Source organism: Sporosarcina sp. P7 (genome assembly GCF_002743425.1).
GTDB lineage: Bacteria > Bacillota > Bacilli > Bacillales_A > Planococcaceae > Sporosarcina.
The window spans coordinates 120,559-133,940 of record NZ_PDZF01000008.1; the positions used below are offsets into that span (position 1 = coordinate 120,559).

A 13,382-nucleotide genomic window follows, 5' to 3' on the forward strand; every position below is an offset into this window, starting at 1 on the left:
TACTTATCAAAATTACATAATATGAACTGAAAATAAATGAACGTTTCCATAGTTTTATGATATAGTATGGAATGCATTTAAAATTAAAACAGTATATTAATGGAGGAAATTATGTCGGATCTAAAGTTACCTACTAAAAGATTTAGACCCGAAATAGAAGGGGTACGGACGGTCGCAACGTTATTGATCGCCATTTATCATATATGGTTTGGTAGGGTGTCTGGTGGAATCGATGTGTTCTTCGTTATTTCAGGCTATTTGATGACGTTATCCATCATCACGCGAATAGAACGAACGGGATCAGTGAATTTTGTCGAATATTTTCTGAGTTTAACGAGAAGGCTATTACCTCAAGCTACAGTAGTGTTAATATTCACAGGAATTTTTGCGGTGATTCTTCTGCCGAAGTTTGAATGGGGAGAAATCATCAGGCATATGATAGCTTCCACGTTTTATTTTGAAAACTGGCGGTTAGCATTAGATTCTGTCGACTATTTGGCGCAAAATAATTTACCTAGTCCGTTTCAACATTTTTGGTCACTCAGTGTGCAAGGTCAATTTTATCTCATCTGGCCTATTTTGCTAGCATCTATTTATTATATTGCACGAAAGCTTTTGAAAACACCTGTATATAAGACCTTACTCGGTTCGCTTATCATAGTATGTATAGGTTCACTGGCTTTTTCCGTCTATCAAACACATGTCAACCAGCCATTTGCATACTTCAATACATTCACGAGGATATGGGAATTTAGTATTGGTGGGATTTTTGCTTTACTATCGCCATACCTGTTTTTCAATAAAAGATGGAGTGTGATTTTAGGATGGCTAGGTCTTGCAATAATTGGATTTACTGGATTTTTATTCCCGGTTTCCACTGTATTTCCTGGCTATTTGGCTTTGATTCCTATTAGCGGAGTATTACTAATATTAGTCGCTTCTGAAAGTATAACGATATATGGTGTCAATCGATTTTTAGCGACAAAGCCTCTGATCTATCTCGGTAGTCTTACATATGGTGTGTATTTATGGCATTGGCCGTTGCTGATTTTCTATCGATCTTATATGGAAACAGAAACCGTGCCTATAGAAGATGGGATTTTACTATTGATGGCGACCTTTGTGTTGTCCATGATTTCTACTAAGTTATTAGAAAAACCTGTTCAAAAAATAGATCGAAATCAGAAGAAAGGGAAACTACTTGTCGTATTGTCTGCTATGTTCGTACTTGCATGTAGTTCAATATTTTCTATTTCAGCTTATATTGAAGTGGCAACTGCTAGTTCAAATATTGTCGATGAACAAGAGTACCCCGGTGCTCAATCAGAAGAGTATGATATGAAAAGCGTATCTTATACAGACCTGATCCCTGCACCTTCAGAAATAAAAAATGATCTACCGGCATTTTACAATGATTTGGAATGCCAATCGGCTAACCTAACTGAAGTCAGAAAATGTTCTTACGGTGTATTGGAGGACTTTGACTTCACGTTGGCGCTCGTTGGTGGTTCGCATTCAGGTCATTGGTTTCCAGCTTTAATAGAATTAGCGGAAGAAATGAATTTTAAAATCGATTTATATAGTCATGATGGTTGCCGATTTACTGACGAGGATCCTAAAGGACACTTAACGAAAGCTTGTATTCCTTGGAATCATAATTTAATGGATATGTTACTAGAAGATCCACCTGACGTAGTTTTCACAACAGCGACAGTGAACAAGCGTCCAAAAGTACCTCGGGGATTTATTAATCAGTGGAAAAAGCTTGAAGGCATTACTACCATTTTTGCGATACGGGATAATCCACGTATGCAAGAAATTATTCCAGTCTGCCTTGAACAGTCAGAGGATCCATTGGACTGTTCAGTACCAAGAGATCAAGCTATTGCAAAGGAAACTCCGTGGAAAGTGACAGAAGGAATTCCATCGAATGTGTTTTTTGCAGACTTAACAGACTCATTTTGTGATGAGACAACTTGTTATCCTGTTATCGGGAATATCATTGTCTATCGGGATGATAACCATATTACTGCACAATATGCAAAAACGTTAGCACCCGCATTAAAAGTACCGTTGCAGCAAGCATTTGATAGCTTAGGTAAAAATATACGCAATGATGAGTGATTGGTTTGACTTGAACGTTGTATAGTTCATTTAGATACGGGAAAGCTATCATATAGAAAGAAAACTTCAAAAAGGAGTGTATATGATGGCGAAAAACTATCCGAAACCGAATGATTCTGCTGATAACAAAGTACGACTGAAGAAGACAATCAGTAATATGGAGGCAGCAGAAGATGCGATGAAGTTTGCAGAGGGCAAGGAGTTCGAACAGATTAAGAAGAAAAATGAACGCAGAGCAGAAAGTATCGAGGATTTAAAAGAAGAAATTAGCGAAGAAGACAAGTCACGGATCAATGGTTATTTATAAATAATTTGCTACGACAGAAGGTTGGCCCTCACTTATAGAAGTGAGGGTTTTTGCTGTTGAATGAGGGATATATAAGCAAAAAAGAGGAATCCGTTCAGTACGCTGTATAGAATAGAAGGATCTAGTATATTTCAGGATTTTTGTATACAAGGAGAGAATATAAAATGAAGAGAATAAAAAAGATCGACGAGTGGCGGGAATTACTTGAAAAGTCAGATGAGCAACCGTTTCTGTTGTTTAAATCGAGCATGACATCTATTAGTAGTTTGGCAGCTAAAAAAGAATTGGATGGACTTCGAACGGAATTGCCTATTTATATTGTTATTACACAGGTGAGTAAAAAGCTCTCAACGGCTATTGAATCAGATCTAGGTGTTCCCCACGAAATTCCACAACTTTTGATTTTAAAAGATCAGCGAGCAATTTGGCAAGCCACTCATTATCAAATCAAAGAACAGATAGTACTGGATGCCATACAAGAATATGTCTAAGATACGGAAGAATTTCGAATGTTTCTTTACTAGGACATATGGAAAGGTGCATGGGCATTTTTAATCCATTATGGAAATTGCAAATGCGCAGCCGCCACCTCATCCACGGATTTGAATCAAGATCATCGACGTACCGAGTACTGGCTGTATGATGAACATACCTGTGATATATAGGACTGCTATATAGTCTGGTATTCAGATTACTGTAATGGAACAGTTAGTAATAGAAAATAGTAAAGGGAGTTCCTAAAATGGGAAATGTGTTTCCGAGAATATATGACATAGCCATGAAGCCTCTTGAAGTAACTCGATTTAAAAGGGTTCGAACAGGATTAATCCGTAACGCACAAGGAAATGTACTGGAGATCGGCTCAGGTACTGGTATCAATTTTCCATTTTATCGACAGGCAAAACATGTAACAGCGATCGAACCGAATCCAGAGATGAGTCGCAGAGCTTCGAGAAGAGGACGGAATGCGCATGTTCCCATTACTCTATATGAGGCAAGTGCAGAATCATTACCATTTGCCGATCATACATTTGACACGGTAATCTCGACTTTAGTATTTTGTACAATACCTAATCCACTACGCGCGTTAAAAGAAATTAAACGTGTTAGCAAGCCGAATGCGACTCTATTATTTTTTGAACATGTCAAACTCGAGCAGCCGGGCTTTGCTAAAGCACAAGATCTAGTAAATCCGTTATGGGAAAAGGTTTGCGATGGCTGCCAATTAAACCGAAACACTCTTTCACTAATCATCGATTCAGGTATATGCGTAGAAGAGATTGAATTACTCTATGGAGGCTTGTTTTTATCTATCAATGGAAGGAAGTTAGAGCATGAAAAAACTAGTTATACTAGCCTTGGCAACGGTTTTCCTACTCGCTGCATGTGGGAAAAATAAGGTCGATGAATCTGCCGCCAAAGAGTATATTAAGAAATCGAAAGAGGCGATCACGCTATTCAACGAAGAGAAATTTGATGAAATGCGTACAATGTTCGACGCAACGATGAAAGATGCGTTATCTGTAGAGCAATTACAAGAAGTAGCCGATATTGTAAAGGAATCCGGCGAATTCGTCAGTTTTGAAAAAGAGTCTGTCACTAAAAAAGAGCAATACTTTGTTACAACAATTGCTACGAAATACAAAGAGGACAATAGAGTATACACTATTACATTGGATGAACAGCAACGAGTCGCAGGATTTTTCGTGAAATAAGTACAATAATCGAAGCTCTAACGGAAGTGGGTCACTTCTAGTTAGGGTTTTTCTCTTTCATGGTGCCAAGGATGAAGGGTGTAAATTATGAATTCTATTGATATTTATCAATAAGCTTTGCAATATGCATAGAATAACTTAAAACGTCTAATGATTGTCTGGTTAAAAGAGATGGAGATTGATGAGCTAGAAAATGAGAAAGCTCTGCATTACTTTCTTATACGGATCAGTTAAAAGAAGCAAGAAAAGATGCGGGTTTTGTATGAAGAAAGGTACAAAGTGATCAATGTTTCGGAAGGTATGTCTACTTGGAAAGAACCAGTGGAATGATGAAGGGATAGGCGACGGAATGCTACCGTCGCTTTTGTAAATGCTTACTCTGTTGGTGGGCCTATTAATTGCGTAGGGGAAATATCATTCACAGCGGTTGCCCATTGTTGTTCATTTATTCCATAAGAGTAGGCAAAAACGTCAGTTGGTGTAGCAGTCAGAATATCGGAACCTAAGACGACCTCTGGAGTATTTGCGTTAAATATACCTTGCAGATGCGTATCATCGGTATGTGCAATTTGGTAATGCCACCATCCTTGAGGAATATTAACGACTTGACCTGCTGTAATCGTATAATGTTGAAAAAGTTTCGTGTCAATATTCATAATAGAAATAGTAGCAGAGCCTGAAACGCAGTAGGTCAGCTCGGAAGCATTTGGATGATAATGAGGTTCAATGATGTGATCTTTACTGAGGAAGATATCCAACATCGACAAATCATCCAATGTGTTTAGTTGCTTGCTGCTTAGAATATTAATAAAGTTCTTTTCATTTTTCTTGAAAAAGGGACTAATATTCAAATCCGCTGCGTAATGGGGATTATTTGAAATCATTTTCATCCGACCTTTCCTGTTTGCTGTTATATAGTATGTACGTAGGAACGTAACGTGAATTGAATTGTATACTGGTTTCCAAGTGTGATAAAGGTCAATAAAGGGTAATTGATTATAGAATGAGCAAGAATAGGTGGAGGAGATAAAGTATGGTCAAAGAATATGATTTGCTTGTGATTGGAACAGGCAGTGCGGGTTCCATTACAGCAACAAAATGTAGGAAAGAAGGCTGGAGCGTCGCAATTATCGATGATCGACCATTGGGTGGGACATGTTCTCAACGGGGGTGCGATCCGAAGAAAGTATTGGTAGAGGCTGCTGAACTGATTGATTGGAATGAACGGATGCGTGGAAAAGGAATTGAAGGAGACAGCAAAATCGATTGGCCTACATTAATGGAATTCAAACGCACATTTACTCAGTCGATACCTGAAGATACCGAAGAGAAATATGAGAAATTAGGAATTGATATGTATCATGGCAAGGCAGTCTTCCAAAGTGAAAACGAGTTGAAGGTCTGTTCGGAAGTATTGAAAGGGAAATATATTTTAATTGCTTCAGGTGCAGAACCTATAAAGATGGGTATTGAAGGTGAGGAATATTTGACGCAGAGTGATGACTTCATGGAATTGGAGTCACTACCTAAAAAGATTATCTTTATAGGTGGCGGATTTATTTCCTTCGAATTTGCGCATCTTGCCGCAAGGGCAGGCTCAGAAGTGCATATTTTGCATAGAAGTGAAAACGCCCTAAAGAAATTTGACCAAGATTTAGTGAAAATGCTGATTAAACGTACGGAAGAAATGGGTGTTCATGTGCATTTGAACACACCAGTAAATGGAATTGAAAAATGTGGCCATTCATTTGTGGTCAAAGGGGAACAAGAGGATCGCCAAGTAGAATGGAAAGCGGATCTTGTTGTACATGGAGCAGGACGCACACCGGCATTGGATATTGATTTAGAAAAAGGAAATGTACAGCGTGATAAGCAAGGCGTATGTGTCAATGAATACATGCAAAGCGTAAGTAATCCACATGTATATGCAGCTGGAGATGTCGCTTCAAGTGACGCGCCTCCATTGACACCCGTCGCAACAACTGAATCACATGTTGTCGCTTCTAATCTTCTAAAAGGGAATAACAAAACGGCAGATTATCCAGTCATTCCATCTGTTGTATACACCGTTCCTAAATTATCATCCGTTGGAATGAGCGAACAAGAGGCAAAAAACTCTGGTTTAAAAATATATGTAAAGTCACAAGATATCACCGAGTGGTTCACATATAAACAGACAAATCAAGGGGCCGCGGCATTTAAAGTAATTATCGACCAAGAGAAAGACGTCGTACTTGGTGCTCATTTCTTGGGTAGTGGAGCCGATGAACTGATTAATCTATTTGCGATGGCTATTCGATTCCAAATTCCTCTTATAGAATTAAAGAAAATGCCATTCGCGTATCCAACGATAGCTTCCGATATTTCTTATATGGTGTAAAAAAATCATTGCAACTCTCTATCCTGTAAGTGGATAGAGGGTTTTTAGTTACTAGTAAAAAGGAAAGTATTCTGTACACTACTATGAAATTGACTCTTCAAACCTCGCTACGTTATCCTGAAGAATGAGGCTATTATAGTGTAAATAAACCGATGAAGTACATAGTAAATAGGAGGAAAAGAGACGATGATCAAGCGAGCATTAACTATCGCCGGTTCCGCTGCACGTGGGGGAGCAGGAATCCAAGCAGATTTGAAAACATTCCAAGAATTTGATGTGTTTGGCACCACAGCGGTCACAGCGATTGTTGCAAGAAATCCACGTACTGGACAAGGTATATACCCTCAGTCTTGGGAAGCGATTGAAGCGCAATTGGTGACGATAGAAGAAGATATCGGTATCGATGCCATGAAGACTGGCATGTTGTTTACAAAAGAAATTATTGTCAACGTAACGAAATGGATTCAGCAGTCTGACGTTCAAAATATTGTAGTAGATCCCGTGATGATCGGAAAGATGGGCTCTGCGTTATTGAAAGACGATGCAATGGAGGCGATGCAAAAGCAATTAATTCCTCTTGCGACAGTCATTACGCCGAACATGCCTGAAGCATCTTACTTATTGGGCGGTATGGACTTGAGATCTGTAGGGGATTTAAAGGAAGCTGCACGTCGTTTGTTTGAATTTGGACCGAAGTTCGTATTAGTGAAAGGTGGAAGATTGGAAGGGCCGGCAGTAGATGTGCTGTATGATGGTGAACAGTTTTATCTACTTGAAGCTCCCAGAATGGACACGGTGAATACGAATGGTGCGGGTTGTAGTTACTCTGCTGCTATCGCGGCAGGCTTGGCAAAAGGACAAACGGTACAAGATGCCGTGGTGGAAGCGAAGAAATTCATCACAGCAGGCATTCGCCATTCCTTGACCTTCAAACAAGGTGTGGGGCCGATCTATCACGCAGCGTATGGTAAGTACGATGAAGTGAGCTGTAGTGTAACTATTGAGCAAGTATGAAAAAAGGATGTCTTAGAAGGAGTAACACTCCTAAGACATCCTCTTTTGCGTAACCTACTAAAAGTGAGTTCTTTACAAGGTTACTATTAGTAAGCTTGTTTATCAAACTTAGGTATGATAAAGTAAAAAAAGTAGAGGATTGGGGTTTTGCTAATGAAGAAAAATGAAGAGTTTGTTCAATCAGTAAATCCTAAAGGTCAAAAAAGTTGCGATAGTTTCCACAACACGATCGAGTTTATCGGTAAGCGTTGGATGGGAATTATCATTTATCATTTATTAGACGGACCGAAAAGGTTCTTTGAATTATCGTCGGAGATCGAAGGGATATCAAATCGTCTTTTAACGGAGAGATTGCGTGATTTAGAAGCACATGGCTTGGTCATTAAAAATCAGTCCGATCCAAAGATCAGAAAAGTCGAGTACGAACTTACGCCGAAAGGGAAAGAATTGGAAGACATTATTCAGGCCATTTTTGAGTGGGTAAAGAAAAATGGTTGTTGTTATGAGGAGTGAATGCATTGATAAGAGAACAGGCAAAACATTTTAGCGGAATTCCGTTATCGATATTAGACTTAGCAATGATCAATGAAGGAAGTCATGCGGGTCAGTCATTTAAGAATAGTGTAGATCTTGCACAGCATGCAGAAGATTGGGGTTTCAATCGCTACTGGCTGGCGGAGCATCATAATATGCCCGGTGTTGCGAGTTCCGCGACATCTATCATCATTGGACATGTAGCGCAGATGACGAAAGATATTCGAGTGGGCTCTGGCGGTGTCATGTTGCCAAACCACGCACCGCTAGTTATTGCGGAACAGTTCGGTACACTCGATGCTATGTATCCAGGTCGTATTGACTTAGGGCTAGGCCGTGCACCTGGAAGTGACCAGGCGACAGCGTATGCACTTCGCCGGACATTACAAAGCGGTGGAGAAGATTTCCCACAACAACTAGAAGAATTACGTATGTATTTTGCGGGCAATCCGACTGATCGTGTTCGAGCATTTCCTGGAGCAGGACAGGACGTTCCGATTTGGTTGCTTGGTTCAAGCGGCTTTAGTGCGCAGTTATCTGCGGAACTCGGCTTACCGTTTTCGTTCGCCAGTCACTTTGCACCGCAGTTTATGATGCAGGCTCTGCAAATTTATCATCAAAGTTTCCGACCGTCGAAAGATCTTCAGAAGCCCTATGTAATGATGGGAGTTAATTTAATTGCAGCGGATACGGATGAAAAGGCACAATACTTAGCTACATCCATGCAGCAGCAGTTTCTAAATATCCGACAAGGTAAGATGACGCAATTTACTCCTCCAATTGAAGATATTCATGCGGCATGGTCACCATTTGAGCAAGAAGCGGTTGCACAGCAAAGCCAAGCACCGTCTGTCATCATTGGAAGTCCGGAAACCGTGAAACGGGAGCTAGAAGAGTTCGTGGAAATGACGAAAGCGGATGAGCTGATTATCAGTTCAGGAATCTTCAATCATGAAGAGCGACTTCGTTCATATGAAATCCTAAGTGAAATAATGAAGTAAAAGAAAAAGCATCCGCCTTGCAGGAAGAAACTGCTTGGCGGATGTTTTTTGTTCTTACTGTGTATCAATCTCTTCAGTCAGTCTTTCAATTTCATCGATTAACTCACCGATATAGGAGATCGTATCGCGCAACGGTTTGTCTGTTGTGATATCGATTCCTGCCATTTTCGCGAGATCGGCTGGTTTTTTTGAACCACCTGCGCGAAGAGTATTGAGCCAATCTTCAACAGCTGGTTCTCCTTCCTTCAATACGCGTTTTGCCATTTCAGTAGAAATTGTCAATCCAGCACTATATGTGTATGGATATAAGCCCATGTAATAGTGTGGTTGACGCATCCATGTCAATTCTGCACCATCATTCATCTTCACGCTATCGCCCCAGAATTCTTCGAGTACACCGCGCTTCAAATCGTTTAAAATAGTCGCATTGACATGGCCACCTGCATCCACTCGTTCATACACTTTGCGCTGGAACGCCGCTTCAAGTAAATGCGTCACGAAGTTATGGTAATATGTTCGTGCGACGATGGAAGATAGTACCCAACGCTTAAATTTAGGGTCAGCGGAATTTTTCAATAAGTGATTGGCCATCAGCATCTCATTCATCGTAGAAGGCGCTTCAATGAAGTACAGTGACGATTCCGAATTGAACAGGTTTTGCGCCTCATGGGCATAGTTGAAATGTCCGGCATGACCTAATTCATGCGCTAAGACAAAGACATCTTCCATGCTACCTGTCCAAGAAATCAAGATAAATGAGCCTTGACCATAAGGACTTGCACAAAATGCACCTGTTGATTTACCTTCATTTTGAGCAAAATCAATCCAGCGTTCCGAATAGGCACGGTTCACCATGTCAAGATAGTGATCGCCCATAACAGCAAGCGCATCATTCATATATTTCTTCGACTCCTCCACTGTAATGGAAGGCTCATATAACGGATCGATTGGCATTTTTAAGTCCGCAAACGTTATTTCGTCGAGACTATATATTTTCTGAAGAAGTTTTGCGTACTTTCGCATATGTGGTGCGAGTTCTTCCATAATCACATCGATTTGGCGATTGTACATAGAACGATCTACATCTTGGTCCATCAATAAATAGTCAATAACGGAGTCATACCCACGTAAGTCAGAGATCGTTTTCTCCATTTGTATATGCATGTCATATGTTTTGGCTGTAGTGTGTTGATATTTACGCAACGTATCGCTGAATGTTTGAAACGCTGCACGTCTTACCGATGTTTTTGGTTCAGACTCCCATTTACCTTCAAATGAAACATAGCTCAGTGGATAGGTTTTTCCATCTGTAGTGAAGTCAGGGAAGTCGATATCTGCCATTTTCGTTGTATTATACATCGAATAGGGTGCTTGGAAAGAAGCAGAGAATGCAGCGAGTGTCTTCTCCACTTCAGGATGTAATTGATGCGGTTTTTCCCGAATGATTTTATCGAATACAGTTGCATACTCCCGAGACTGTTTACTTGCTTGTTGTAAAGTCTGCTCGGAAAGCGCAGTCAATTCACTCATCATGAAAGAAGTTTGACTACCGATTTTGGCAGCGATTGAACCAAATCTGCTCTCTCTCATTTGGGCAGCATCATTTGTTAAATCAACACTTGCCGTCAGCTCAGCATAACTAGCGATCTTGACCAGTTTCTCTTGTAAGTTACGATAGGCATCCAACGCTTGAATAGCTGAAGTTGAATCTATAATCGTACCTTTATAGTTTTTCAGAAAAGCAGTCGCTTCCGTTTCAGTATCTTTTACTGCGTTCTCATAGTCCTGTTCATTTTTAAATAAGGTTTGTAAATTCCAGGTTTCTTGTTCGTTAACTTGTGCACGTTTAGGTAAGCTTTTCACCAATGTGAATCTCTCCTTCAAATCGATTATTCGGTTGTCGAATTAAATAACAGTATAATACAATGAATGTTCACAGTACAAAATTATGGTTTATTGGAAAGTATAAATTCCGTTAGCCAATCAACCTGTAAGGGGCCATTGACAACCTTATAATACAGACGGTCATTGTGGATTAATATCCCTTCCTCAATCAATATAGTCATACGATTTCCTTCTTCATCGTGTAGATCGATTGTGAAGAGCGGTTGGTCATCAAACAATTGTAATGTATCCGGATCTATCCGCTCATAATCATATGTTTGGAGAAATTGAAGTAGGCGGTCAACTTCTTCACCTTGATCTACTCGCCACGTAACGGCTTGCTGGTTTTGCAGACCAGGTTGCCGAAAAGTAATGAATGAATAGGGAGATAAACCGTTCAGTTGTTGTTCTTGCAATCGCTCAAAGGGATGGGAGGCAGCTTCGTCGATTGACTGAATCATGACATAAAATCCTCCAGCCACTAATAATGCCAAGATAACTCCACGTATCTTCATACTATCCCCCTCCTTCCATAAAGTATCGTTTCTCACTAGTATATGAATGTAATCAAGAAGATACGCATAGAACTGTCCATACTCTAAACGATATTTTGTTTTAGGTCGATATTTTAATATTCAGAATGTATAATAGAGGGTATTCATCTGAAAGGGAGGCGATCAATATGAAAGAATATGTGACACATGCTATTCAGGATAATTATGCGGATGACTTTTCATGGTGTTATGGTTGCGGACGGCTCAACGAGGAAGGGAACCATTTCCGAACTGGTTGGGAAGGAGAGCAAACCGTTACGTATTCATTACCACCTGAAAAATATACGGCAATTCCGGGATTTGTGTATGGTGGATTTCTTGCTTCATTTATGGATTGCCACGGCACAGGATCTTGTGCACTTGCCCTACATCGAAAGGACGGTCATGAACCTAGTGACGGGACTGTACCGCCGCGTTTTGTGACAGCTTCCTTGCAGATTACCTACAGTAAACCGACTCCTCAAGGAAAAGTATTGAAAGCGATTGGAAACGTTACGGAAATTCATCCGAAGAAGTGGAAAGTAGCTATAGAAATTTACGCTGAGGATGAATTATGCGCTTCTGGGGAAGTGATTGGAGTTGTAATGCCTACTACATTCACCAAGTAAAATAGACAACTAGATGAGGTGTGAACAGAAAGTATGAGTAAATCTTCACAAACTGCCGTAGCGAATCCGGTATTTCCCATAATGATTGCGATTGCGGTCTGTCATTTATTTAACGACACGCTACAGGCAGTGATTCCAGCTATGTTGCCAATTCTGGAAAAAGAATATCAATTTAGTTATAAACAATTAGGGTATATTGTTTTTGCTCTAAATATTGTAGCTTCTCTACTTCAACCAGTTGTAGGATATTTAAGTGATCGCAAACCCAAGCCGTTTGCTTTGCCGATTGGCATGACATGTTCTTTAATTGGAATGGTAGGGCTAGCATTAGCACCAAGCTATTGGCTGATCATTGTATCTGTTATGCTGCTAGGATTGGGGTCAGCCATTTTTCACCCTGAAGGTTCTCGCGTGTCATTTTTGGCGGCGGGAGACAAGCGTGGACTTTCACAGTCTATCTATCAAGTAGGAGGTAACTCGGGACAAGCACTCGCACCTTTGATCAGCGCTTTCGTCCTCGTTCCTCTCGGCCAAATAGGAGCAGCTGTTTTTGTATTAGTAGCTGCTGCTGGGATTGCTTTACTTACTCGAATCTCGATCTGGTATAAGAAACAGCTGAATGAAGAGCGTTTAGGTACGCGGAAGAAAGTATTATTAACGACATTGGAAAGTTTGTCAAAAAGACAAATCACGATCGCGCTGACTTTATTAATGATTATTATATTTGCGCGTTCATTCTATGTGACGAATATTACGAGCTTCTATATTTTCTATTTGATAGAATACTATGGCATGACGATTCAGCATGGCCAGTTGTACATTTTCTTATTCTTGGCCCTGGGTGCTGTCGGGACATTTTTCGGTGGACCCATGGCTGACAGAATAGGACGAAAAAAAGTGATCGTCTTATCGCTTATTGTGCCTTTACCACTTAGTTTGTTACTGCCGTATGCACCCGTACCTGGAATCATTTTATTATTATTAGCGATCGGATTCTTTATTATGCTTAGTTTTTCCGTCACGGTAATCTATGCCCAAGAACTCGTACCTTCCAAAATTGGTACCATGGCGGGACTAACAGTAGGATTAGCGTTCGGAATGGGGGCAATCGGTGCAGTTGCCATTGGAACACTTATCGACTCGATCGGTATTTATCAAACGATGATCATCACGTCATTCTTGCCGTTCATTGGTCTAGTCGGATTAGCTTTACCTAGTGATCAAAAGATTACATCAGCTACATAATCAGATTATTAGTGAT

14 protein-coding genes are annotated in these 13,382 nt (G+C 40.2%); 11 read left to right on the forward strand and 3 right to left on the reverse strand.

Annotated features, from left to right (window positions below):
- The first annotated feature begins 111 nt into the window (after positions 1 to 111).
- The 5 genes from CSV60_RS09720 (at position 112) to CSV60_RS09740 (ending at position 4,146) form a co-directional block, all read left to right on the forward strand.
- On the forward strand, positions 112 to 2,124 hold the full coding sequence (locus CSV60_RS09720; RefSeq protein ID WP_099636857.1) for an acyltransferase family protein: 2,013 nt from the start codon (positions 112 to 114) through the stop codon (positions 2,122 to 2,124).
- Between the two features lie 85 nt (positions 2,125 to 2,209).
- Positions 2,210 to 2,431, forward strand: a complete 222-nt coding sequence (locus CSV60_RS09725; protein WP_099636858.1) for a small, acid-soluble spore protein tlp — start codon at positions 2,210 to 2,212, stop codon at positions 2,429 to 2,431.
- A 164-nt stretch (positions 2,432 to 2,595) separates the two neighbouring features.
- Positions 2,596 to 2,922, forward strand: a complete 327-nt coding sequence (locus CSV60_RS09730) for a monothiol bacilliredoxin BrxC family protein (protein WP_099631480.1) — start codon at positions 2,596 to 2,598, stop codon at positions 2,920 to 2,922.
- A gap of 251 nt (positions 2,923 to 3,173) precedes the next feature.
- Positions 3,174 to 3,830, forward strand: coding sequence for a class I SAM-dependent methyltransferase (locus tag CSV60_RS09735; RefSeq protein WP_099636859.1), 657 nt, complete (start codon positions 3,174 to 3,176; stop codon positions 3,828 to 3,830).
- Positions 3,766 to 4,146, forward strand: a complete 381-nt coding sequence (locus CSV60_RS09740) for a DUF3887 domain-containing protein (protein WP_099636860.1) — start codon at positions 3,766 to 3,768, stop codon at positions 4,144 to 4,146. The genes CSV60_RS09735 and CSV60_RS09740 overlap by 65 nt, the downstream gene beginning before the upstream one ends.
- A 374-nt stretch (positions 4,147 to 4,520) precedes the next feature.
- Here the strand turns inward: CSV60_RS09740 and CSV60_RS09745 are convergent, their stop codons facing one another.
- The gene (locus tag CSV60_RS09745; RefSeq protein ID WP_099636861.1) at positions 4,521 to 5,036 is read right to left on the reverse strand and encodes a cupin domain-containing protein; all 516 of its coding nucleotides are present in this window, start codon (positions 5,034 to 5,036) and stop codon (positions 4,521 to 4,523) included.
- A gap of 143 nt (positions 5,037 to 5,179) precedes the next feature.
- Between CSV60_RS09745 and CSV60_RS09750 the strand changes: the two genes are divergently transcribed.
- From CSV60_RS09750 to CSV60_RS09765, 4 genes are all read left to right on the forward strand, one after another.
- Complete coding sequence (locus tag CSV60_RS09750) at positions 5,180 to 6,526, forward strand: dihydrolipoyl dehydrogenase family protein (protein WP_099636862.1); 1,347 nt, start codon at positions 5,180 to 5,182, stop codon at positions 6,524 to 6,526.
- A gap of 186 nt (positions 6,527 to 6,712) precedes the next feature.
- Positions 6,713 to 7,540 (forward strand): bifunctional hydroxymethylpyrimidine kinase/phosphomethylpyrimidine kinase, encoded by an 828-nt coding sequence (gene thiD / locus CSV60_RS09755; protein ID WP_099636863.1) that lies wholly within the window; start codon positions 6,713 to 6,715, stop codon positions 7,538 to 7,540.
- A 153-nt stretch (positions 7,541 to 7,693) separates the two neighbouring features.
- On the forward strand, positions 7,694 to 8,053 hold the full coding sequence (locus tag CSV60_RS09760; protein ID WP_099636864.1) for a winged helix-turn-helix transcriptional regulator: 360 nt from the start codon (positions 7,694 to 7,696) through the stop codon (positions 8,051 to 8,053).
- A gap of 5 nt (positions 8,054 to 8,058) precedes the next feature.
- On the forward strand, positions 8,059 to 9,075 hold the full coding sequence (locus tag CSV60_RS09765) for an LLM class flavin-dependent oxidoreductase (protein ID WP_369803172.1): 1,017 nt from the start codon (positions 8,059 to 8,061) through the stop codon (positions 9,073 to 9,075).
- A 54-nt stretch (positions 9,076 to 9,129) separates the two neighbouring features.
- On the opposite strand, the gene pepF is transcribed toward CSV60_RS09765, so the two are convergent.
- A complete protein-coding gene (gene pepF, locus CSV60_RS09770; RefSeq protein WP_199175266.1) occupies positions 9,130 to 10,941 on the reverse strand; it encodes an oligoendopeptidase F in 1,812 nt (603 codons plus the stop codon).
- Positions 10,942 to 11,021: 80 nt separating this feature from the next.
- Complete coding sequence (locus tag CSV60_RS09775) at positions 11,022 to 11,474, reverse strand: hypothetical protein (protein WP_099636865.1); 453 nt, start codon at positions 11,472 to 11,474, stop codon at positions 11,022 to 11,024.
- 167 nt (positions 11,475 to 11,641) lie between these two features.
- On the opposite strand from CSV60_RS09775, the gene CSV60_RS09780 reads away from it, so the two are divergent.
- Both CSV60_RS09780 and CSV60_RS09785 read left to right on the forward strand, forming a co-directional pair.
- Positions 11,642 to 12,121, forward strand: coding sequence for a PaaI family thioesterase (locus CSV60_RS09780; protein ID WP_099636866.1), 480 nt, complete (start codon positions 11,642 to 11,644; stop codon positions 12,119 to 12,121).
- A gap of 33 nt (positions 12,122 to 12,154) precedes the next feature.
- The gene (locus CSV60_RS09785; RefSeq protein WP_099636867.1) at positions 12,155 to 13,366 is read left to right on the forward strand and encodes an MFS transporter; all 1,212 of its coding nucleotides are present in this window, start codon (positions 12,155 to 12,157) and stop codon (positions 13,364 to 13,366) included.
- Positions 13,367 to 13,382: the final 16 nt, after the last annotated feature.

Bases quoted from the DNA above. Each gene is read 5' to 3' on its own strand.
- CSV60_RS09720 (WP_099636857.1), top strand. From the start codon at position 112: ATGTCGGATCTAAAGTTACCTACTAAAAGATTTAGACCCGAAATAGAA.
- CSV60_RS09725 (WP_099636858.1), top strand. From the start codon at position 2,210: ATGGCGAAAAACTATCCGAAACCGAATGATTCTGCTGATAACAAAGTA.
- CSV60_RS09730 (WP_099631480.1), top strand. From the start codon at position 2,596: ATGAAGAGAATAAAAAAGATCGACGAGTGGCGGGAATTACTTGAAAAG.
- CSV60_RS09735 (WP_099636859.1), top strand. From the start codon at position 3,174: ATGGGAAATGTGTTTCCGAGAATATATGACATAGCCATGAAGCCTCTT.
- CSV60_RS09740 (WP_099636860.1), top strand. From the start codon at position 3,766: ATGAAAAAACTAGTTATACTAGCCTTGGCAACGGTTTTCCTACTCGCT.
- CSV60_RS09745 (WP_099636861.1), bottom strand. From the start codon at position 5,036: ATGAAAATGATTTCAAATAATCCCCATTACGCAGCGGATTTGAATATT.
- CSV60_RS09750 (WP_099636862.1), top strand. From the start codon at position 5,180: ATGGTCAAAGAATATGATTTGCTTGTGATTGGAACAGGCAGTGCGGGT.
- thiD (WP_099636863.1), top strand. From the start codon at position 6,713: ATGATCAAGCGAGCATTAACTATCGCCGGTTCCGCTGCACGTGGGGGA.
- CSV60_RS09760 (WP_099636864.1), top strand. From the start codon at position 7,694: ATGAAGAAAAATGAAGAGTTTGTTCAATCAGTAAATCCTAAAGGTCAA.
- CSV60_RS09775 (WP_099636865.1), bottom strand. From the start codon at position 11,474: ATGAAGATACGTGGAGTTATCTTGGCATTATTAGTGGCTGGAGGATTT.
- CSV60_RS09780 (WP_099636866.1), top strand. From the start codon at position 11,642: ATGAAAGAATATGTGACACATGCTATTCAGGATAATTATGCGGATGAC.
- CSV60_RS09785 (WP_099636867.1), top strand. From the start codon at position 12,155: ATGAGTAAATCTTCACAAACTGCCGTAGCGAATCCGGTATTTCCCATA.